General features: G+C 71.6%; 19 protein-coding genes, 1 tRNA gene and 1 riboswitch. Of the genes, 13 read left to right on the forward strand and 7 right to left on the reverse strand.

Annotated elements, in window-relative coordinates; all coding sequences use genetic code 11:
• Position 1: 1 nt before the first annotated feature.
• The 3 genes from OG379_RS26220 to ligD all read right to left on the reverse strand — a co-directional run bounded on the left by OG379_RS26220 (position 2) and on the right by ligD (position 3,516).
• Positions 2–322 (reverse strand): zinc-ribbon domain-containing protein, encoded by a 321-nt coding sequence (locus OG379_RS26220; RefSeq protein ID WP_356711659.1) that lies wholly within the window; start codon positions 320–322, stop codon positions 2–4.
• On the reverse strand, positions 319–2,439 hold the full coding sequence (locus tag OG379_RS26225; protein WP_405665478.1) for a PBS lyase: 2,121 nt from the start codon (positions 2,437–2,439) through the stop codon (positions 319–321). The genes OG379_RS26220 and OG379_RS26225 overlap by 4 nt, the downstream gene beginning before the upstream one ends.
• Positions 2,440–2,622: 183 nt before the next feature.
• A complete protein-coding gene (gene ligD / locus OG379_RS26230) occupies positions 2,623–3,516 on the reverse strand; it encodes a non-homologous end-joining DNA ligase (RefSeq protein ID WP_405665479.1) in 894 nt (297 codons plus the stop codon).
• A 59-nt stretch (positions 3,517–3,575) separates the two neighbouring features.
• Here ligD and OG379_RS26235 point away from each other — a divergent pair, with 59 nt between their 5' ends.
• Positions 3,576–4,607, forward strand: coding sequence for a Ku protein (locus OG379_RS26235; RefSeq protein WP_405665480.1), 1,032 nt, complete (start codon positions 3,576–3,578; stop codon positions 4,605–4,607).
• Between the two features lie 32 nt (positions 4,608–4,639).
• On the opposite strand, the gene OG379_RS26240 is transcribed toward OG379_RS26235, so the two are convergent.
• Entirely contained in the window at positions 4,640–6,280 is a 1,641-nt protein-coding gene (locus tag OG379_RS26240; RefSeq protein ID WP_405665481.1) for a hypothetical protein, read from the reverse strand.
• Between the two features lie 176 nt (positions 6,281–6,456).
• Positions 6,457–6,579: riboswitch (ZMP/ZTP riboswitch) on the forward strand.
• Between the two features lie 38 nt (positions 6,580–6,617).
• Here OG379_RS26240 and glyA point away from each other — a divergent pair.
• From glyA to OG379_RS26270, 6 genes are all read left to right on the forward strand, one after another.
• The gene (glyA, locus tag OG379_RS26245) at positions 6,618–7,913 is read left to right on the forward strand and encodes a serine hydroxymethyltransferase (protein ID WP_393763576.1); all 1,296 of its coding nucleotides are present in this window, start codon (positions 6,618–6,620) and stop codon (positions 7,911–7,913) included.
• Between the two features lie 157 nt (positions 7,914–8,070).
• A complete protein-coding gene (locus tag OG379_RS26250; RefSeq protein ID WP_405665483.1) occupies positions 8,071–9,150 on the forward strand; it encodes an NERD domain-containing protein in 1,080 nt (359 codons plus the stop codon).
• Between the two features lie 74 nt (positions 9,151–9,224).
• Entirely contained in the window at positions 9,225–10,187 is a 963-nt protein-coding gene (locus tag OG379_RS26255) for a D-2-hydroxyacid dehydrogenase family protein (RefSeq protein ID WP_405665484.1), read from the forward strand.
• Between the two features lie 62 nt (positions 10,188–10,249).
• Entirely contained in the window at positions 10,250–10,933 is a 684-nt protein-coding gene (locus OG379_RS26260; protein ID WP_405668651.1) for a formylglycine-generating enzyme family protein, read from the forward strand.
• 53 nt (positions 10,934–10,986) lie between these two features.
• Positions 10,987–11,529, forward strand: coding sequence for a DUF488 family protein (locus OG379_RS26265; RefSeq protein WP_405665485.1), 543 nt, complete (start codon positions 10,987–10,989; stop codon positions 11,527–11,529).
• 75 nt (positions 11,530–11,604) lie between these two features.
• On the forward strand, positions 11,605–12,336 hold the full coding sequence (locus OG379_RS26270; protein ID WP_405665486.1) for a hypothetical protein: 732 nt from the start codon (positions 11,605–11,607) through the stop codon (positions 12,334–12,336).
• A gap of 492 nt (positions 12,337–12,828) precedes the next feature.
• On the opposite strand, the gene OG379_RS26275 is transcribed toward OG379_RS26270, so the two are convergent.
• From OG379_RS26275 to OG379_RS26285, 3 genes are all read right to left on the reverse strand, one after another.
• Positions 12,829–13,458 carry a hypothetical protein gene (locus OG379_RS26275; protein WP_405665487.1) on the reverse strand — a complete coding sequence of 210 codons (630 nt, stop codon included), beginning with the start codon at positions 13,456–13,458 and terminating at the stop codon, positions 12,829–12,831.
• 539 nt (positions 13,459–13,997) lie between these two features.
• A complete protein-coding gene (locus OG379_RS26280; RefSeq protein WP_405665489.1) occupies positions 13,998–14,306 on the reverse strand; it encodes a hypothetical protein in 309 nt (102 codons plus the stop codon).
• Positions 14,307–14,735: 429 nt separating this feature from the next.
• Positions 14,736–14,807 (reverse strand) — tRNA-Arg (locus OG379_RS26285).
• Between the two features lie 125 nt (positions 14,808–14,932).
• Between OG379_RS26285 and OG379_RS26290 the strand changes: the two genes are divergently transcribed.
• From OG379_RS26290 to thrB, 6 genes are all read left to right on the forward strand, one after another.
• Entirely contained in the window at positions 14,933–15,415 is a 483-nt protein-coding gene (locus OG379_RS26290) for a response regulator (RefSeq protein ID WP_405665490.1), read from the forward strand.
• Positions 15,416–15,494: 79 nt separating this feature from the next.
• Positions 15,495–16,559, forward strand: a complete 1,065-nt coding sequence (gene nrtL / locus OG379_RS26295; protein WP_405665491.1) for an ArgS-related anticodon-binding protein NrtL — start codon at positions 15,495–15,497, stop codon at positions 16,557–16,559.
• Positions 16,560–16,583: 24 nt separating this feature from the next.
• The gene (gene lysA, locus OG379_RS26300) at positions 16,584–17,975 is read left to right on the forward strand and encodes a diaminopimelate decarboxylase (protein WP_393760860.1); all 1,392 of its coding nucleotides are present in this window, start codon (positions 16,584–16,586) and stop codon (positions 17,973–17,975) included.
• Positions 17,976–18,070: 95 nt separating this feature from the next.
• Positions 18,071–19,381: a homoserine dehydrogenase gene (locus OG379_RS26305; RefSeq protein WP_393760862.1), complete on the forward strand. Its 1,311-nt coding sequence runs from the start codon at positions 18,071–18,073 to the stop codon at positions 19,379–19,381.
• A 6-nt stretch (positions 19,382–19,387) separates the two neighbouring features.
• Positions 19,388–20,458, forward strand: coding sequence for a threonine synthase (gene thrC, locus OG379_RS26310; protein ID WP_104789110.1), 1,071 nt, complete (start codon positions 19,388–19,390; stop codon positions 20,456–20,458).
• 324 nt (positions 20,459–20,782) lie between these two features.
• On the forward strand, positions 20,783–21,700 hold the full coding sequence (gene thrB / locus OG379_RS26315) for a homoserine kinase (RefSeq protein WP_393760865.1): 918 nt from the start codon (positions 20,783–20,785) through the stop codon (positions 21,698–21,700).
• Positions 21,701–21,808: the final 108 nt, after the last annotated feature.

Genomic DNA, 21,808 nt, shown 5'->3' on the forward strand with positions numbered 1-21,808 from the left:
TTCAGCGCTGGTACGGGTTCTGGCCGCCGGGAGGCGCGTAGCCGGGCTGCTGCTGCGCGGCGCCGTACGGATTGCCGTCCTGGCCACCCTGGGCCTGCGCCAGCAACTGGTCGGCCTGCTCCTTCGGTATCTGCCGCTCGCCGCCGCAGAAGGTGCACTGCGTCGCGTACTTCGTCGAGAACGGGAACAGCGGCACGAAGAACAGCGTGAACTTGGTGACCCGCTTGCGCAGGGTGTGCGCCGCGGGATTGCCGCACCAGCCGCACACCATCGTCAGGACTGCCAGCTGGTAGAGATAGCCCTTGGTACCGAAAATGATCATGATGTGGTCCCTTTCCCCGTTTCTCCCAGGAGTGCCCGCCGGCAGAGCGCCAGCAGCCTCTCGTCCTCATAAGTGTCGTGACTGCCGTATCCGCCGTCCATCGCGTTGTGACGGCGTACGGAGAGGAGCTCGGCACGCAGCACCTGTGCCGCGTCCGACCCTGCACCAACCGGGCCCATCCGCGCCAGGCATTCCGCGACCCGGACTCTGACGTGACGGTTCTTCTCCCACGCCGAGAGGAGCACCGGCACAGACTCACCCGTGCGCCCCGAGACCTCCCAGAGGGCGATCGCGGCGTCGACCCGGAGCCACAGCTCCTCGTGCGCCAGCAGGCCCCGCAGCCTCGGCGCCACCGCCTCGGCCCGCCTCCCCAGCCCGCCCAGCGCGCTCGCCGCCACCCGGCAGTCGTGCACCTGCTCCGCCCGCAGCCCCTCGGCCAGCACCGGCAGGACCGTATCCGCGTCGCCCGTGACCGCCCACAGGGCCTCCGCCGCCTCCGTCGCCGCCGCGGTACCGGGCCGCCCGATCAGCCGCCGCAGCTCCGGAACGGCACAGTGGGCCGCCGGCCCGAACGACCTCAGCGCCCGCAGAGCCGCCGTACGCAGCCACTCGCCCCGGTACTCGGGCGCCCCCCGCAGCGCCCGCAGCACCTCCGGAGCGGCCTCACCCGCGCGCAGGGCCGTCAGCCCGGCGAGCAGCGGGCTCGCCCGGTCGTACGCCCCCTCGTCCAGGCCGACCTCGCCGAGCCTTCGCCGCAGCGTCCCCGCGAGGGGGGCCGCCGCGTCACCGAGGCACCGGACCGCGAACCCCACGTCGTGGGGCACCTCCGGCCGCTCCAGGGCGGTCGCCAGCGCGGGCAGCACCCGGGCGTCGCCCAGCCGGGCCAGCGCCTTCACCGCCGAGCCCAGACCCGGCGGCCCGCTCGCCCACTCCTTGACCCACGCCCCCGGATCCGCCGCCACCCGCGCGGCCAGCGCGTCGGCCGCCGGCGCCGCCAGCCCGAACAGCTCCTCCAGCACGTGCGAGGCGGCCTCGGCGAGCCGCGGCTCCGGATCGGTGAGCTGGACGCCGACGAGCCGCACCAGACCCTCGTACGAACCGCGCCAGGCACGGATCAGCCCACCGCTCATCCGTACGGCGTCGATGCGCTGCCACGGGTCCGGGCTGCACAGCTGGTCGGCCAGCAGCGCCGTGCGGTCCTCGACCCGGTCGTCCAGGCCGACGTGGAGCGTCCGCAGCAGGTCGGCGGCCCACGGGGTACTGCGTCCGGCGGACTCCTCGGCCGACAGCTCCCGCAGCTGGCCCACCAGCGTCGGTGAGGTGGCCAGGTCCGCCCCGGCGTCTTCACCGGCAGGCGCCTTCCCGGCCGGCGGCTCCGGCCGCGGCGGCCGGGAGCGCAGCTCGCGCAGCAGACCCGACACCACCCGTACGACATCACCGGGCAGCGCGTCCGGAGCGCACCTGGCCAGCTGGGCGAGGGCCGCGAGCCGCAGCCCGGGCGGGTACGCCTCGGCAGCGAGGCCGCTCAGCCAGGCGGCCGCCCGCCCCGCCAGCGGCCGGTGGCGCAGGGCGATCCGGCCCGCGGCCTCGACGAGCGCGAGCCGCACCTCGTCGTCCGCCTCCACCGGCAGCCGCTCCCGCAGCAGCGCGAGCACCCTGCCCGGCCGGCCGTGCAGGGTGGCCAGGGCGAGCGGCGCGGCGAGCCGCACGCCCGGGTCCTCGTCGGCCACCAGCTCGAAGAACACCGCGGACCCGGCGGACACGGCGGCTGCGGCCATCGCGTAGTTCGCCACGCCCTCGATCTCGTCCTCGTCCAGCTCGTTCTCGTCGTCCTCGTCCAGATCGATGCCGCCGATGCTGGTGAGCAGCTCGACGATGCCGCCGCGGTCCCGTATCCCCGGGTCCACGGCCAGCTCGAAGAGGAACGGGATGCACGCGAGCGTGCAGGCGTACACATCGCCCTGGTGGTGCACCGCGCCGTACATGCCGTCGAGCGCGTTCTCCCGCTCCGCCGGATCGGCGGAGGCGAGTCCGTACAGGAGCGCCGGCACATCGTCGGCCGGGCCGTAGGCATGCTCCATCGAGGCCCAGTCGACCTCGTCGATCCCCGTGAACACGCCACACCCTCCCCGTGTCTTCCCTCTGTGCCCCGGACGCGGCGGAGCCGTGCCCGCGAAGCAGCGTCTGCGCCGAGTGTGCACCACGCCCAGGACAATCCACCCTCCACTTGCGGCCTTTCCTGGCCGTGCCCGGCCCGGGGCTGTGGGACCGCTGTGCGCGCCCTGTACCCTCCGCTCCTCTCAGTCCTCCGGCAGGGGCCGGGCCTGCCCGGGATCGGTCAGCGGAGCGAGCAGATCCCCGTGCCTCTCCAGCCGCTCGGCCATGTCGCCGGCGAGGAAGAGGAGATCGTCCGGCGCCCCGCAGGCCTCGATCTCGTCCCAGGTGACGGGTGCGGAGACGGTCGGGCTGCCCTTCGCCCGCAGGGTGTACGGCGCCGCGGTGGTCTTCGCGGCGGCGTTCTGGCTGAAATCCACGAACACCTTCCCCGGGCGCAGCGCGCGCGTCATCCGGTGCACGGCCAGGTCGGGCAGCGCCTTCTGCGCCTCGACCGCCAGTCTCTTCGCGTACGCCGTCACCTCCTCGGAGGGGGTGGGCCCCAGGGGGACGAGCAGATGCAGCCCCTTGGAACCGGAGGTCTTCCCGTACGAGGACAGCCCGTCCTCCGCCAGCCGCTCCCGCAGCCAGAGGGCGACCGTGCAGCACTCGACGACCCCTGCGGGCGGCCCGGGATCCAGATCGAACACCATCCGGTCGGCCACGGCCGGGGCGTCCTGCCGCCACTGGTGGGTGTGGAACTCCACCACCAGGTTCGCCGCCCACATCAGCGACGGAAGGTCCTGGGCGAGCACCTGCCGGGCACCGGGGTCGTCGCTGCGGGGGACCGGGGCCGTGCGCACCCAGTCGGGCGTACCGGGCGGCGGATTCTTGGTGAAGAAGCGCAGCCCCTCCGGCCCGTCCGGATACCGGAGGAAGGACAGCGGACGGTCGCGCAGGTGCGGCAGCATCGCGTCCGCCGCCGTGGCCGCGTAGTAGTGCAGCACCTCGCCCTTGGTCGTACCGGTGGCCGGGTACAGCACCTTGTCGAGATTGCTGAGCGCCAGGCGCCGCCCCTCCACCTCCGTGATCGGCGTCATACGATAAGAATCACATGAAATCGCACGAATGTGGTCGTGGCGGGCGTAAGGGGTGAACGGTGAGGTCCATCTGGAACGGCTCCATCTCGTTCGGTCTGGTCAGCATCCCGGTCAAGCTCATGAACGCCACGGAGAACCACGCGATCTCCTTCCGGCAGATCCACGTCGAGGACGGCGGCCGGATCCGCTACCGCAAGGTCTGCGAGCTGGACGAGGAGGAGGTGCCGGCCTCCGAGACCGTCAAGGCGTACGAGGACGCCGACGGCACGGTGATCCCCGTGACCGACGAGGACCTGGCCTCACTTCCGCTCCCCACGGCCAAGACGATCGAGATCGAGGGGTTCGTGCCGTCCTCGGCCATCGACCCCCTCCAGCTGGACTCGGCCTACTACCTCTCGGCCAACGGTGTCCCCGCCGCCAAGCCGTACGCCCTGCTGCGCGAGGCCCTCAGGCGCAGCGGCAAGGTCGCCGTCGCGAAGTACGCGCTGCGCGGGCGGGAACGGCTCGGCATGCTGCGGGTGGTCGACGACGTGATCGCGATGCACGGCCTCCTGTGGCCGGACGAGATCCGCGCGCCGGAGGGCGTCGCGCCGGACTCCGGTGTCAAGGTCCGCGACGCCGAGCTGGACCTGGCGGACGCGCTGATGAACACCCTCGGTGACGCCGACATGGACACCCTCCACGACGACTACCGCGAGGCGGTCGAGGAGCTGGTCGCGGCGAAGGCGGCCGGTGAACCCGTCGCGGAGGAGGAGGCCGAGAAGCCCGAGGGCAAGGTGATCGACCTGATGGCGGCGCTGGAGAGCAGCGTGCGGGCGGCGAAGGAGTCCCACGGGGAGGACGGCGGCGAGGTCGCGGACGTCCACCACATCGGCTCCGGCCGGAGCGGCGGCGCGAAGAAGAGCGGGGCGTCCTCGAAACGGGCCCCGTCGAAGAAGACGGCACCGAAGAAGACGGCGGGGAAGAAGACGGCCGCGAAGAAGACGGCTCCCGAGAAGACCGCAGAGAAGCCGACCGCCAAGAAGTCCGCGGCGAAGAAGTCCGCGGCGAAGAAGACGTCCCCCGGCACGCGGAAGCGCACCTCGGCCTGACGCGTCACCGCGCCGGCCGAGGCTCGCTGTCCTCAGTGCGCGGACGCCGGCTTCAGCGGCTCCGGCAGCGTGGGCAGGTCCAGTCCGTACGGGTCCCTCTCGATCACGTAGGTGCAACTCGTATACGAGTAGCCCGGCGTGACGCTGGATCCGGAGGCGTAACTGTCGGCGGCCGCCGTCGCCCCCGAGCCGTGCTTGTACAGGAAGTGGTAGTCGCCCGCCGGGAGCCGCAGCCGCGTCTTCGGGTACGAGGTGCCGCTCGCCCTGCAGGCGCCCGCGGCGCCGGTGGCCTCGCTGCTGAACCGCTCGCAGCTGCCGCAGGCCTTCAGCTTCACCGTGCCGGTGACCGGGCCCGTGTAGAGCACCTCGACGTCGTTGGGGGCGCCGTTGCTGATGACGAGTTCCATGCGGACGCCACCTGGCTTGCCGCTCCCGGGCAGTCTTCTGCCGGCCGAGGGCCGGACCTCGGCTATCTCGGCCGCCGTGGCGATGTCCCGGGCGTGCGGCCCGCGCCCGTCCTCCTCGTAGGTGTCCGCGAAGTCCGTCAGGGTCTGCCGGGCCTCGGCGAACCGCTTGTCCTTGAACTCGTCCACGCCGCAGGCGTACACCCCGTCCCGTACGCCCGCGTCGGCCTGCCGTCCCAGGGAGGGCACGGAGGTCTCGGGGAGCTCCGCGACCATGGTGCTCGTCCGCCGCAGCTGATCGGTCACGTCGCAGGGCTCGGCGCCCTTCAAGCCGGAGAGCTGCTGTCGTATCGTCCGGCTGACGGCCGGGCCCACCTGTCCGGCCTGCGAGGACTCGGGGAACGTGCGCAGCAGTGTGCCCAGCTCCTTGCTGCCGGAATCAGGCCCCGTACCGGCCAGACGGGAGACGCCGCAGCCGTACAACGACTCCGCGAGCGGGGTGTCGGGCCAGCCGGCGAGATCGCCGAGCAGCTTCCGGTCCACCGTGCCGGGGAGTGTGCGCAGATAGGTCAGCGGCTCGACCGCCTCGCAGTGCTTCTTCGCGCGGTACGGCGTGGCGACGGCCTCGTAATAGCTCTTCAGGCGCCCGGGTACGAGGGCGGCGGCGCGCGATCCGGGGTGGTCCTCGCCCAGTTCCCGGTAGAGCGTGAGCGCGTAGCGGTAGTCGGGCCCGGAGAGGACGAACGAGCTCTCCGCCGCCTTCGCGACCAGATCGTCGCCCTCCTCCAGACGGTCGAGCAGCTCCTGCTCCACGGCCTCGTCCTGCGCGGAGCCGTAGGCCACCGTTCCGGTGAGCGGGACGGCCAGCAGGAGCAGCCCGAGCACCGCTGCCAGGACGGGCCGGGGCCACCGGCCGAAGTCCGCGCGCAGGGCGATGCGGGCCGCGTCGGCTCCCGCGAGGACGAGCAGCACGAGATAGGCGGCGACGAGGGCGGCGGGCACCCCGCCCGGGTCCGCGGGCAGCGCGACGAGCAGGAGGACGCCCGTCGCGGCCCAGCTCACCGCCGCCCGGCCCCAGCGGCGCAGCAGGACGTGGCCGAGTCCCAGGCCGGAGAGGCTGAGCAGTCCGGCGGCGACGGCCCGCAGCGCCGCCCCCGGGGGCGGCGGGCCGGCTGCCGGAGGCCGGGCGGGAGGCGGTGGAGGCCGGCCGGCCCCCCACGTCTGCTCCGGTCCCGGCTCCGGCCCGGCCCCGGGTCTTGGCTCGGACATGCCCGACTGATCACGTGACTCCATCACGGCCCCCCACCGCCGAACCCCGTCAGGTCCCCGGGAAGCTGCCCAGTTTCATGCCCGTTCACGCGTTCTTGCGGATGTTGGCGCCGGTATGGTGCGGGATGCCGCGACCGGCGCGCACGCTGTCGGAACGCACCGCCCCGCAGTAAGGTGCGGAGTGCCGCGACTGGCGCGTACCCGGAAGGGTGCTCCGTGGAATCGACCACGAGGGAGCGGCACACCCCGGGCACGTCCCGGGAAGTCATCGCCGGAGGCCGTCCGCCTGGGCAGTCCGGGTCCACGTCGCCCCGTGCGACCGACCCGGGAGGAACCCGTGGCCGTACAACCGTCCGATGCACGCCGTCCCGCTCCCGCACGCCCCGCCCTGACGGCGGCCGATCCGGAACTCGCCGCCCTGGTGGACGCCGAGGAGCGGCTCCAGGCGGACACCCTGCGCCTGATCCCCAGCGAGAACTACGTATCGGCGGCCGTGCTGGAGGCCTCCGGCACCGTCCTGCAGAACAAGTACTCCGAGGGCTACCCCGGCAAGCGGTACTACGAGGGCCAGCAGGTCATCGACCAGGTGGAGACCCTCGCCGTCGAGCGGGCCAAGGCGCTGTTCGGGATGGACCACGCCAACGTCCAGCCCTACTCCGGCTCCCCGGCCAACCTCGCCGTCTACCTGGCGTTCCTGGAGCCCGGCGACACCGTCCTCGGGATGTCGCTGCCGATGGGCGGTCACCTCACCCACGGCTGGGGCGTCTCGGCCACCGGTACGTGGTTCCGGGGCGTGCGCTACGGCGTGCGGCGCGACACCGGGCGCATCGACCTGGACGAGGTACGGGACCTGGCGCGTGCCGAACGGCCCAAACTCATCTTCTGCGGCGGCACCGCCGTGCCCCGGGTGATCGACTTCGCCGGCTTCGCGGAGATCGCCCGCGAGGTCGGTGCGGTGCTGGTGGCCGACGTCGCCCATATCGCCGGACTGATCGCCGGAGGCGCGCACCCGTCGCCCGCCCCGTACGCCGACGTGGTGTCGACGACCACCCACAAGACCCTCCGGGGGCCGCGCGGGGCGATGCTGCTGACCCGGGCCGAGCACGCCAAGGCCGTCGACCGCGCCGTCTTCCCCGGCCTCCAGGGCGGCCCGCACAACCAGACGACCGCCGCCATCGCCGTCGCGCTGAAGGAGGCGGCCGGGGCGGACTTCGCGGCCTACGCCCACCAGGTCGTCGCCAACGCCCGTGCGCTGGGCGAGGAACTCGCGGCACGCGGCTTCGACCTCGTCTCCGGGGGTACGGACAACCATCTGCTGCTGGCCGACCTCACGGGCAAGGGCGTCTCCGGGAAGATCGCGGCCAAGGCGCTCGACCGGGCCGGGATCGTCGTCAACTACAACACCGTTCCGTACGACCCCCGTAAGCCCTTCGACCCGTCCGGCATCCGTATCGGCACCCCCGCCCTGACGTCCCGGTCCATCCCCGCCTCCGAGATGGGAGTGGTCGCGCAGTGGATCGATCTTGTGGTCGATGCCGCTCGTACAGGTGATGAAACGACCGTTTCCAAGGTCAGGGACGAAGTGAGGACCATGATGGAGGCCTATCCGGCGCCGGGTCTCCCCCTGGCCTGACCGGGGCGCCGGAGCAGTCCGGGGCACACAGGGCCCGGACTGCTCCGGAACGCCGTGCTCCCGACTCCGCGCGCCCGCTCTGCGCCCTGTGCGGGGGCCGACCAGCCGTACAGGCTGGGGGAGCAAGGACGTCGGCGGGGTGAACAGAGGGGGCACGATGCAGGATCTCAAGGTCACGTCATGGCAGCTCTTCGGGCACGACCGGCTCTATGTGAACCTGCCGGACGGCACCGCGATCGGATGGGCGGACCGGGGCAGCGGCACGATCACCGTCCTTCACCCGCGCTATCGCGACGCCGTGGCCGACGCGCTCGCGCGCCAGGTCCCGGACCTGCCGGCCCTCGTCGGCGAGGAGGCACCGGCCGGGCCGCAGACCCCGCCCGCGCCGCCTCCGGTCCCGCGGATCCCGCCCATGCGGGGGATGCGGAAGCGGGGGGCCGCGCAGGAGGCGCCGCCCGTGCGGGGGCCGTCGCCTGCGGTGGAGGCGGCGCCTGCGCCGGAGGTGGTGCTCGCGCCGGAAGTGGTACCTGCGCCGGAGGTGACGCCCGTGCCGGATCCGGTGGCCGGTCCGGAGCCGGGGCCGGAGCCGCGCCGGAGGCCGGCCGTCCTCCCCGCGCTGACCCCCGCGACCGACCTCGCATCGCGTCGGCCGGGCGCCGGACTCCGCGAGCAGCTCGGCGAATCCGGGACCGGCGCGCTCGTACGGGCCGCCACCGGGGCACTGCGGCGGCACAAGGACGCGGACCCGCGGCGTGGTGCCCTCGCGGGGGAGCGGCGGGTCGGGGCCGAGCTCAAGCGGCTGACCCGGCACGGCTGGAGAGTCCTGCACTCCGTGCCGCTGCCGGACGGCACGGAGATCGGGCACCTGCTCATCGGGCCCGGCGGCGTGTTCGCCGTGAGCACCGATCACCGCCCCGGGGCATCGGTGCGGATCGGCGACGGAACCCTGCGGACCGACGACGGCGCCCCGCAGCCGTACGAGCTCGACGGCCAACCGGGCGCCCGGCGGGCCCGGGCCGCGCTGGAGGCTTACTGCGCCTTCGACGTGCCCGTACAGACCGTGCTGGTGTTCACCGGCGTCACGGCGCTGGAAGTGGCCTCCACACCGGCCGGCGTCCGCGTCTGCCGGGAACGCCAGGTGTCCGTCCTCGCCCCGCTGACGGGCGTGTTCACCCCCACCCAGGTGGAGAGGGTCTACGACGTCGCGCGGAACAGGGAGGCCTGGCTGGACGCGTGAGCCCGGGACGCGGCCGGTAGATTCCCCGGTGCTGCCGCAGGGCCAGTACCCGTACCGCCGAAGGGGAAGCCACCATGAAGCTCCGCTGTGCCGTGCTCGACGACTACCAGTCCGTGGCAGCCACCGCCGCCGACTGGTCACCCGTCGCCGACGACATCGACGTGGTCAGCTTCGCCGAGCACTGCGCCACGGAGGACGAACTGGCCGCCCGGCTGGCCGGGTTCGACATCGTCGTCACCCTCCGGGAGCGCGTGCCGTTCCCCGCGACGCTGATCGAGCGGCTGCCCCGGCTCCGCCTGATCGTCGCCTCCGGCATGCGCAACACCTCCATCGACTACGCAGCCGCCGAACGCCACGGGGTCACCGTCTGCGGCACCGCCAGCACGGCGACCCCGCCCGTCGAGCTCACCTGGGCACTCCTGCTCGGACTGGCGCGGGGCCTCGTCACCGAGGCCAACTCCCTCCGCGAGGGCGGACCCTGGCAGTCCACCGTCGGGACCGATCTGCACGGGCGCAGGCTCGGCATCCTCGGGCTGGGGAAGATCGGCGGCCGGGTCGCCGCGGTCGGCCGCGCCTTCGGCATGGACGTGGTGGCCTGGAGCCGGAACCTCACCCCGGAGCGGGCCGACGAGGCCGGGGTGGGCCTCGCCGCCTCCAAGGAAGAACTGCTGGAGACCAGCGACTTCGTCTCCGTGCACCTGGTGCTGAGCGAGCGTACGCGTGGCCTGCTGGGAGCGAGGGAGCTCGGACTGATGCGGCCCGGCAGCTTCCTGGTCAACACCTCCCGGGCGGCGATCGTCGACCAGGAGGCTCTGCTCGACGTACTGCGCCGAGGGGCCATCGCGGGCGCGGGCGTCGATGTGTTCGACGTCGAGCCGCTCCCGGCGGACCACCCGATGCGCAGCGCACCGCGCCTCCTGGCGACACCGCACCTGGGTTACGTGTCGCAGGCCAACTACGCGGCGTACTACGGGGACGCGGTCGAGGACATCCGCGCCTACCTCGACGGCGAGCCCGTCCGCAGGCTCGGCCGATGACCGATTAGCGTGTGCGCGGGGGCACTTCGGCTCTCCCGTACCGGAAGGCCCACCGCGTGAACATGCCCACCGACGACGAGACGGCCTCCTGCATGGTCCGGATACCGGCCGGCACCGTGGATCTGCGCGACGACCGGCGGGGCGCACAGTGGCAGGTGGAGATCGAGCCCTTCCTCCTCGGCCGCCACCCCGTCACCAACGCCCGACAGCACCACGCCGTCACGGGGGAGGAGCTCGGGCCCACCGTGCCGGACGGCGCCCTGCCCGTGACGAACATCAGCTGGCTCGGGGCCGTCGAGCTGTGCAACCTGTTCTCGGCCCGCGCCGGACTCGACCCGGTCTACGCCCATGACACACGGACCGGCGAGGTGACCCGCGACCCGGCCTCCGACGGCTACCGCCTGCCCACGGAGGCGGAGTGGCAGTACGCCTGCAAGGCGGGGACCACGGGCTACCGCTACGGCGAGATCGACGCCATCGCCTGGTACGACGGGAACTCCGGCGGCCGGATCCACGAGGCCGGCGTCAAGGCGCCCAACCCGTGGGGCCTGCACGACATGCTGGGCAACGTCTGGGAGTGGTGCTGGGACCTCTACGACGAGGAGGTCTACGGCGAGTACCGCACCTTCCGCGGCGGCGGCTGGGCCGAACCGGAGCGCGGCTGCGGCGCCACGGTGCGCCGCCGCAGCCACCCCACCTTCGCCATCGACGACCTCGGCCTCCGGCTGGCCCGCAGCGTGAGCTGACGTGCTTCGCATGTCGCCCGGTCCGTCGGGCGCGGCCGGTGCATCATGTCCCGGTGGGTGAGATCTGGACGATCGGGCACTGGACCCGCCCGGAGGAGACGTTCATCGGCATGCTGGACGCCCAGCGCATCGACGTACTGGCCGACGTCCGGGCGCACCCCGGTTCGCACCGGAGCCCGCAGTTCTCCCGCGACGCGATGCGCGGGTGGCTGGAGCGGGCCGGGACCGCCTACGTCTACCTGGAGGAGCTCGGCGGACGGCGGCGCGAACAGGACGTGGATCCCGCCGCCAACGCGGGCTGGCACAACCCGAGTTTCAAGAACTACGCCGACCACACGCTGCTCCCGGCGTACGAGCACGGCATCACCCGCCTGACCTCGCTCGCGGAGCACGGCCGTGTCGCCGTGATGTGCGGCGAACCGGTGCCGTGGCGCTGCCACCGCCTGCTGATCGCGAACACGCTCACCGCCCGCGGCTGGACGGTCCGGCACATCATGGGCCCCGGCTCCGGCGAGACCCGCGTCCACGAACTGGGTGCCTGGGGCGCGGAGCCACGGGTCGACGGGCGCGGCAGGGTGACTTACCCGGCGCCGTAGAGCGAACCCCGCCGAAAAACCGTACGGGCGATCGAGTTCAGGTGCGGTACGTTCCTGTCACTCGAAGGGGGCGAAGTGACGAAGCTCAACCAGATCATCGCCGTGGAGAAGGGTGTCAAGAGCAAGTCGCTCCAGGACATCACCGCGGCCCACCACAAGGTGCAGAAGCCGGCGCTGCTGGCAGGCATCTCGCGTACGTACCAGCCGAAGGACGAAGAGGGCGAGCAGCTTCCGCCCGAGTCCACACGGGTGCAGATCAAGGCCGAGGAAGCGCTGCGTGAGATGTCCGCGTCGCTGACCCGGCTCTTCGACGTGACCGCGACGAAGGACTGGGCGAACTGCTCGGCCCGCGCGGACGTGACCGTCGACGGACGTACGGTCGTCAGCGAAGCCCCGGTCAGCTACCTGCTCTTCCTGGAGAAGCAGCTCACCGACCTGCACACCTTCGTGAAGAAGCTCCCCGTCCTGGACGCCTCCGAGTCCTGGTCGCTCGACCCCTCGACGGACTGGTGGAAGACCGATCCGGTCCGCACGATCCGGACGAAGAAGGTCCCGCGCAACCACGTCAAGGCCGAGGCGACCGACAAGCACCCGGCTCAGGTCGACGTCTACTACGAGGACGTGCCCATCGGGTACTGGACGACCGTGAAGTTCTCCGGAGCGCTGCCGGCGCGACGGGTGAACGAGCTGCTGGAGCGGGTCGAGAAGCTCCAGCACGCGGTGAAGTTCGCCCGCGAGGAGGCCAACGGCGCCGAGGTCACCGACCGGCGGGTCGGAGACGCGGTGTTCGGCTACCTGTTCGGCTAGGGTCGGACACCAGGCGGCACACCCCAAGAACGCCCCCGCGCCAATGCCGTGGGGGCTGCGCCCCCTGCACGAGGCGGAATTGAGGTCCGCCCCGTGTGATGAGCGCAAGCTGAAACTGACGTTCAGCCTGAAGACGCGGTAACGATGGAGGTTCGAGTCCTCCCCCCGGCACCACCTGCCGGGGTGGCCCAACATGGCAGAGGCAGCCGCGATCAATCTCAGACTCTCGCTCCAGCTTCAGTATCGCCGCCGATTGCCAGATCGACCGAGTACGGACGAACACCGTTGAATGCTGGTTCGAATCCGGCCTGCGCCTCTACGCGGCGCGGTAGTTCAAAGGCAGAACGCGACGGTATGACGACTGATCCGCACTCTTAAACGGCGCTGGCAAGCGCAATTGGGTGGCAACCCCAGGGGCCCGGGAGCTGGATACGACTCCCGGGCTCCGCCACGTCCGGGCATCGCCCGCTGCCGCTGGGGGGCGCTGGCACGTCACGGAGCCTTGCTCGCGGGAGGGGGTGTCACGGACGGTTCGATGGTGGACCGGACGTAGATCCGCGTGGTGCCGGGTGTGAACTCGTGGGCGAACAGGTCGACGCAGCGCTGGAGGTACTGACCCTCCGGGGTCGCGAGGTCGTCCGGGCACAGGCTGATTCTTCGCAGGCCCTGGACGAACGTCTCCGGCTCAGCCAGTCCGAGGTGACCGAACGCCGCCGCAGGGCGGTAGTCCTTCTCCTCGGGATGGAAATTCCTGATCATCTCGGTGCCGTTCTGGATGAGCCGGCCGGTATACGTGTCCGCCTCGTCGGTCGGGAGAACGAAGGACAGGAGCCCGGTGTCGTAGCGCTCCCCGACCTTGTAACCCGCCCGGCGGTCCGATGCCGAGTCCGGGATGCGGATGCCCATCTGGTCGCTCATCCAGGCAGGCGTGGCTCCGTCTTCCCAGCAGCAGGTCATCTCCTTGTCCATCAAGTCCGAGGAGACCTTCTCCGTGACGCAGGAGACCACACCGATGGTGGCAGCGGCGCAGGCGAGGAGCACCGACAGGACGACGACGGCGACAGGCATGCGACGGCGACGCACGGGCGGCTTGTCGGCAGCGGTCTTGCTGAAGCTCTTCATCGGTCCTCTATCGTGCTTCCTGCTGCTCACGGCCCGGGTCCGAGCGGTCGCCCTCGCGCCCGGGCTCGTCCGACGCGGGTAGGGGTTTCCTGGTTCGGGGCGGATCCGCCCAGATCGTAGTGCTCGACGTCACTGCTGCCCGCCATGGCGAACTCCTGGGCAACTCCCGTGGTGTGGACGCGGGCCATCTGACCGTCCGGAACACTCATGTCGCTGCCCAGGGGAGGCCGATGGCCACCTCCTTGCTCCTGTCCCGGTTCTAGCAGTCTCACGCACTGGCCTGACAGTTGAGACCGACCTTGGACGGCCACTCACATTCGGTACAACGGTGACCACTCCGGTCGTGTCCGACCAGGTCCGAACTCCGCGAGAGCCTGATCGCGCCAAGCGTCCTGGTGTTCCCTGGTGCTGTCTTCGATGTGCGTACCGACGTCGGTTACGCGACGGGTTGGCATTTCACGACGGGGAGGCCAGGGTGATTTCCCGGTCGGGATACGTCCCGGATCCGTCAGCATGATCACCGGCCCGTGTGCGTCTTCTCAGTTCGCGTTGAACGACCAGAAGATCCCGACCTCGTCCGAGCTCACGGCGATCAGCCCGAGATCCATCACATAGTCGGTGAAGGCCCTTCCGCCGGCGAGGTCATCGGTGAGGAAATCCGGCGAGGCGGAGGCCCGGGCCAGCTCCGAGGAGGTACGGAAGACGGCGGCGGCACCGAACCGGCTGAGCACCATCCGGGCGTCGGCCAGCACATCGTCACGGTCGACGCGCGTCCGGACAGGGCGACCCTCGAAGAACCACTCCTGACTCAAAGAAGCGAGTAGTTCAGTGGCGGCAGAGGCTGTCACGGGATACGTCCACTCATGCACCTGCACGGCCGTGAGTGGGAGAAACGGAAAGCAAGGACGCACGTTCTCACGCCCCTCATTCTCGATCTGCCACTCCAGCGTTCGCCAGCCTCGCGGGTCGGTGGCCGACCGGTCCATAACGGCCAAGACGTCCCGCCCCCAGTCCTCGTCCCGTCGGGGCCCAGTGGCCGCGAAGGTGTACACGTCGTCGAGGAGCCGTTCCAGCGTGGCGTCCCAGACAGCGCGGTCGATGGGGGGCATTCGACTTCCGGTCGGTCACGGGGCGGACTTGGACGTATCTGGCGGGATCGCAATGGCGGTTCTCCGCCCGCTGGGTTCTCCACGCCGCAGGGTCCCGGTGGGCATGAAAAAGACCCCCTGCGCAGTGTTTCCACTGGCGAGAGGGTCTTTTCGGCACTTCTTGCGAAGTGCCCCCGGCAGGATTCGAACCTGCGCACCCGGCTCCGGAGGCCGATGCTCTATCCCCTGAGCTACGGGGGCGATGTCGCTGCGCTCGGCGGCGACGAGTGAAACCCTACCAGCTCCGACGGGGTGTCCGGGAACAGGTATTTGCGCGTCGGCGGCGGCCGTGCGAGGCCGGCGCCGGCCACCCTCCGGGGGCGGAAGTGGGCAAAACCCGGACGCAGCTCCTCCGCCCCACCTACCCTCGAAGGGTGTCAGGGGCGTACGGCCGCGTGCTTGTTGTCGACGACAACAAGGTCATCCGGCAGCTGATCAGGGTCAATCTCGAGCTGGAGGGCTTCGAGGTCGTGACCGCGGCCGATGGCGTCGAGTGTCTGGACCTGGTCCACGAGGTCTGCCCGGACGTGATCACTCTCGACGTGGTGATGCCCAGACTCGACGGAATCCAGACCGCCGCCCGGCTGCGCGCCGATCCGAGGACCGGGCATCTGCCCGTCGCCGTCATCAGCGCGTGCACGCCCCACGAGGTGGACTCGGGGGCGGCCGCCGGGGTCGACGCGTTCCTGGCGAAGCCCTTCGAGCCGAGCGAGCTGGTGCGCATGGTGCGACGGCTCGCACACCGGGAGGATCCCGTGCCGGTCGACGACAGGCGCGGCGCGGGGACGGCCGGGAGCGCGGCCGGCTGAGGGCGTGCCCGGCCGGGTCGCTGCCCGTATGGCGAAACCGGTTGGCGAAGTGCCCCCCTTCCTCCCATACGCTTGTGCCGTGACCCCCGCAGATCTCTCCCGGACCGTGCTGCACGCTGTGCGCCGCGCGGTCGACGAGGACGCCCTGCGCGCGCCGGTGCCCGCGCGCGTGCGGGTGGAGCGGACACGGCCCGGCGGCAGCGGCGACTACGCCTGCGCCGTCGCCCTCCAGCTGGCCGGCCCCGCCGCGCTCCCGGCGCGGGAGGTCGCCGCGCTGCTGCGCGACCGGGTCGTCGGCGCGCCCGGGATCGGACGGGTCGAGATCACCGGGCCCGGCTTCCTGAACTTCACGCTCGACGCGGACTCCGACGGTGCCGCGCGTTCCGTACGCGTGCGCCAGGTGCTGGAGCAGGGGCTCCGGTACGGGTGGGGTGCCGAGTGCGCCGGGCAGGTCCATCAGCTCCACCACCGTCGAGAAGTCCGGGCAGCGGTCTTGGCGGGCACGGTGATGAGGATGCTGCGCGCCCAGGGCGCCCTGGGGCGTGTCACCTGCGAGGAGGCGTCCGACCCCGACTGGGCGCGTCTCGGCGTCACCGTCGACGCGAACGGCCGGCCTCCCGTCCCGCTCGCGCAGACCCGGCCCGTCCCCGCCGGGGCCACGGCGGGGGAACTGCTGGAGCGGCTTGGGGCCGACGCCACCCGCTGGGGCCTGCTGAGGCCCGCCGGGCACGACCGCGCCCACCTCGGGGACGACCTCCTCCTGCAGGGCGAGGCCAATCCGCTGTTCCTGGTCCGCTACGCCCACGCCCGCTCCCGTGCGCTCAGCCGCGAGGCGGAGCGGCTCGGCTTCACCGCCGGATACGACGTCGATGTCGACGCGCCCGCACTGCACGCCGCCCTCGCCGATCACCCCGGCGCCCTCGCCTCGGCCGCCCGTCACCAGGCACCGGACCGGCTCGCCCGGCACCTCGAAACGGTGGCGCACGCCTTCTTCGACTTCCACGATGCCTGCCCGGCGCTCCCCGTCGGCGACGAGAAACCCTCGGCCGCCCACCGCTCCCGGCTGGCCCTTGCCGAAGCCGCCGGGACGGTGCTCGCAGGCGGCCTGTCCCTGCTCGGCATCAGCGCGCCCGAACACCTCTGAGACCTGAGAGAGCAGAGCAGAACGATGAGCCGATCCGCACACCCCGCCGGGCCCCGTCACGCCGACGTCTACCCCGAGGGCCACTACACCGCCCCGGCCACCGACCTCAACGAGCTGGACCCCAAGGTCTGGTCCCGCACCGTCACCCGTGACGCGGACGGTGCCCTCACCGTCGGCGGGATCGAAGTCGCCCGGCTCGCCGAGGAGTTCGGCACACCCGCGTACTTCCTGGACGAGTCCGACTTCCGGGCGCGCTGCCGCGCCTGGTCGGACGCCTTCGGGGCGGACGCCGATGTCTTCTACGCCGGCAAGGCCTTCCTGTCGCGCGCCGTGGTGCGCTGGCTCCAGGAGGAAGGGCTGAATCTGGACGTCTGCTCCGGCGGCGAGCTGGCCACCGCGCTGGACGCCGGGATGCCCGCCGAGCGCATCGCCTTCCACGGCAACAACAAGACCGTCGCCGAGATCGAGCGGGCCGTCGAGGCCGGCGTCGGACGGATCGTGCTCGACTCCTTCCAGGAGATCGTCCGGGTCTCGCACATCGCCCAGCGGCTCGGCGTCCGCCAGCGCGTGCAGATCCGCGTCACGGTCGGCGTCGAGGCCCACACCCACGAGTTCATCGCCACCGCGCACGAGGACCAGAAGTTCGGCATCGCGCTGGCCGACGGCCAGGCCGCCGAGGCGGTCCGCAGGGCGCTCACCCTGGACGGCCTCGAGCTCATCGGCATCCACTCGCACATCGGCTCACAGATCTTCGACATGGCCGGCTTCGAGGTCTCCGCGCGGCGCGTCGTACAGCTGCTCGCCGAGATCCGCGACGAGCACGGCGTCGAGCTCCCCGAGATCGACCTCGGCGGTGGCCTCGGGATCGCGTACACCTCCGAGGACGACCCCCGTGAGCCGCACGAGATCGCCAAGGCGCTCAGCGACATCGTGACCCGGGAGTGCGAGTCCGCCGGTCTCCGGACCCCGCGCATCTCCGTCGAGCCGGGCCGCGCGATCGTCGGCCCCACCGCGTTCACGCTGTACGAGGTCGGCACCATCAAGCCCCTCGAGGGCCTCCGGACGTATGTGAGCGTCGACGGCGGGATGTCGGACAACATCCGCACCGCGCTGTACGACGCCGAGTACAGCGTCGCGCTGGTCTCCCGCACCTCCGAGGCCGAACCCATGCTCGTACGCGTGGTCGGCAAGCACTGCGAGAGTGGTGACATCGTGGTCAAGGACGCGTTCCTGCCGTCCGACCTGGCCCCGGGTGACCTCATCGCGGTGCCGGCCACCGGTGCGTACTGCCGTTCCATGGCGAGCAACTACAACCACGCCCTGCGTCCGCCCGTCGTCGCCGTGCGCGACGGACAGGCGCGGGTCATCGTCCGGCGCGAGACGGAGGAAGATCTCCTGCGTCTCGATGTCGGCTGATGAAATTCACATCTCAAAATCCGGACGGGTGGCAGAAACCCCCGTCCGGTGAGTGAGACTGGTCCACACATCAGAAGTATGAGAAACGAGGTCGGATGATGCGTACGCGTCCGCTGAAGGTGGCGCTGCTGGGCTGTGGAGTGGTCGGCTCAGAGGTGGCGCGCATCATGACGACGCACGCCGACGACCTCGCCGCGCGCATCGGCGCGCCGGTCGAGCTCGCCGGCGTAGCCGTCCGCCGGCCCTCCAAGGTGCGGGAGGGCATCGACCCCGCGCTGATCACCACCGATGCGACCGCCCTGGTCAAACGGGGCGACATCGACGTCGTCATCGAGGTCATCGGGGGCATCGAGCCCGCCCGCACGCTCATCACGACCGCCTTCGAGCACGGCGCGGGCGTCGTCTCGGCCAACAAGGCGCTCCTCGCCGAGGACGGCTCCGCGCTCCACGCGGCCGCGGAGAAGAACGGCCGGGACCTCTACTACGAGGCGGCCGTGGCCGGTGCCATCCCGCTCGTACGGCCGCTGCGCGAGTCCCTCGCGGGCGACAAGGTCAACCGGGTGCTCGGCATCGTCAACGGCACGACCAACTTCATCCTCGACAAGATGGACACGAGCGGCGCCGGTTACTCCGAGGCACTCGACGAGGCCACCGCGCTCGGGTACGCCGAGGCCGACCCGACCGCCGACGTCGAGGGCTTCGACGCCGCCGCGAAGGCCGCCATCCTCGCCGGGATCGCCTTCCACACCCGGGTGAAGATCGGCGAGGTGCACCGCGAGGGCCTCACCGAGGTGACCGCCGCCGACATCGCCTCCGCCCGGCGCATGGGCTGCACCGTCAAGCTCCTCGCCATCTGCGAGCGCGCCGCCGACGGCAATTCGGTCACCGCCCGCGTGCACCCCGCGATGATCCCGCTCAGCCACCCGCTGGCCTCCGTCCGCGAGGCGTACAACGCGGTCTTCGTCGAGGCCGAGGCGGCCGGGCAGCTGATGTTCTACGGTCCCGGCGCCGGCGGCGCCCCGACCGCGTCCGCGGTCCTGGGCGACCTGGTCGCGGTGTGCCGCAACATCATCGGAGAGACCACCGGTCCCGGTGAGTCCGCGTACACGCGTCTGCCGGTCAGCCCCATGGGCGACGTCGTCACGCGGTACCACATCAGTCTCGACGTGGCCGACAAGCCTGGCGTACTCGCCCAGGTCGCGACGGTCTTCGCCGAACAGGGCGTATCCATCGATACGGTCCGCCAGCAGAGTCGGCCGGACAGTCAGGAAACCGGCGGCGAGGCATCCCTCGTCGTCGTCACCCACCGCGCGCCCGACGCAGCCCTCTCCGGGACCGTCGAAGCGCTGCGCAAGCTGGACACCGTGCGCGGTGTCGCCAGCATCATGCGTGTTGAAGGGGAGTAAGGACCCATGACCAGCAAGGGCACCCACCAGTGGCGCGGCATCATCGAGGAGTACCGGGACCGGCTTCCGGTCACGAGCTCGACGCCCGTCGTCACGCTCCGTGAGGGCGGTACGCCGCTCGTTCCGGCGCAGGTCCTCTCCGAGCGCACGGGCTGTGAGGTGCACCTCAAGGTCGAGGGCGCCAACCCCACCGGGTCGTTCAAGGACCGCGGTATGACCATGGCGATCACCCGGGCCAAGGAGGAGGGCGCGCAGGCCGTCATCTGCGCCTCCACCGGCAACACCTCCGCCTCCGCCGCCGCCTACGCGGTGCGCGCGGGCATGGTCTGCGCCGTCCTCGTGCCGCAGGGCAAGATCGCGCTCGGCAAGATGGGGCAGGCGCTCGTCCACGGCGCGAAGATCCTCCAGGTCGACGGCAACTTCGACGACTGTCTGACCCTGGCCCGCAGCCTCTCGGACAACTACCCGGTGGCGCTGGTCAATTCGGTCAACCCGGTCCGGATCGAGGGCCAGAAGACTGCCGCGTTCGAGATCGTCGACGCGCTCGGCGACGCCCCCGACATCCACGTCCTCCCGGTGGGCAACGCGGGCAACATCACGGCCTACTGGAAGGGCTACAAGGAGTACGCGGGGGACGCCGTCTCCACGCACGCTCCGCGCATGTGGGGCTTCCAGGCGTCCGGTTCCGCGCCGATCGTGCGCGGCGAGATCGTCAAGGACCCGGCGACCATCGCCACCGCGATCCGCATCGGGAACCCGGCGTCCTGGCAGTTCGCGCTGGACGCGCGGGACGAGTCCGGCGGCTTCATCGACGATGTGACCGACCGTCAGATCCTGTCGGCATACCGTCTGCTGGCCTCCCAGGAGGGCGTCTTCGTCGAGCCCGCGTCGGCGGCGTCCGTGGCCGGTCTGCTCAAGGCCGCCGAAGAGGGCAAGGTCGACCCCGGCCAGAAGATCGTCTGCACCGTCACCGGCAACGGCCTCAAGGACCCCGACTGGGCCGTCGCGGGCGCTCCGCAGCCGGTCACCGTCCCGGTCGACGCGGTGGCCGCGGCCGAGAAGCTGGGCCTCGCGTAGGACCGGCCGGCACGTGGGGGAGCCGCGACACCGCCCCCCCATGTGCCCGGTCGGCCCAAGGCACCTCGCCGCAGCTCAACCGCCCTTCCGGGGCGGAGAGCGCATAGGAGGTGTGCGACACGCATCGTGCGCCTCCTGTGCGCCCTATGTCGCCACAGAACCTTCCTTCGATAAGCTGTACCCGACCCGCCCCGCCGCATCCGCCGCGGTGCTGCAGCCGTCGTGACTGCCGGGCCCCCCGTCCCCCCGCGCAACGGCACCCCACGCACGTCGAAGTACCCTGCACAACATCCCCGCCGCCGTACAGGAAGAGTCGTCCAACCGATGGCCGGTCCCGCGTTCCGAGCCGCCGCCGTCCGGGTGCGCGTCCCCGCAACCAGCGCCAATCTGGGCCCGGGTTTCGACGCCCTCGGCCTCTCGCTGGGGCTCTACGACGACGTCGTCGTCCGGGTCGCCGATTCCGGGCTGCACATCGACATCGCGGGTGAGGGCGCCGAGACGCTGCCCCGCGACGAGAACCACCTGCTCGTACGCTCGCTGCGGACGGCCTTCGACCTGCTCGGCGGACAGCCCCGCGGCCTGGAGATCGTCTGCGCCAACCGCATCCCGCACGGCCGTGGCCTCGGCTCCTCGTCCGCCGCCATCTGCGCCGGGATCGTCGCCGCCCGCGCCGTGACGACGGGTGGCGAGGCCCGTCTCGACGACGCCGCCCTGCTGGAGCTGGCCACCGAGATCGAGGGGCACCCCGACAACGTCGCGGCCTGTCTCCTCGGCGGATTCACGCTCGCCTGGATGGACGGCGGAGCCGCCAGGGCGATCCGGATGGACCCCGCCTCCTCCGTCGTGCCGGTGGTCTTCGTGCCGGCCACCCCGGTGCTGACCGAGACCGCCCGCGGCCTGCTGCCGCGCACCGTCCCCCATGTGGACGCCGCGGCCAACGCCGGTCGCGCCGCCCTGCTCGTCGAGGCCCTGACCAGGCGCCCCGAGCTGCTCCTCGCGGCGACGGAGGACCGGATCCACCAGGAGTACCGGGGTCCCGCCATGCCGCAGACCGTCGACCTGGTGAACCGGCTGCGCGCCGACGGCGTCCCTGCCGTCATCTCCGGCGCGGGGCCCACGGTGCTCGCGCTGGCGGACGAGGGTTCCGCCGACAAGGTCGCCCGGCTGGCGGGCGAGGGATGGGCCGCGAACCGGCTCGCTCTCGACGCCTCGGGTGCGAGCGTGTTGCCGCTCGCCGCGTAACCGCATGTGATTGCCGGTGCATGAGAGGGGGAATGTTTGTTGGAGCCGGTAGTGTTAACCTCAAGTCAGCAATCGACGTCTTCGTGGCGCGTTGCTTCGTGTCCCCCT

This window comes from Streptomyces sp. NBC_01166 (assembly GCF_045039765.1).
GTDB lineage: Bacteria > Actinomycetota > Actinomycetes > Streptomycetales > Streptomycetaceae > Streptomyces.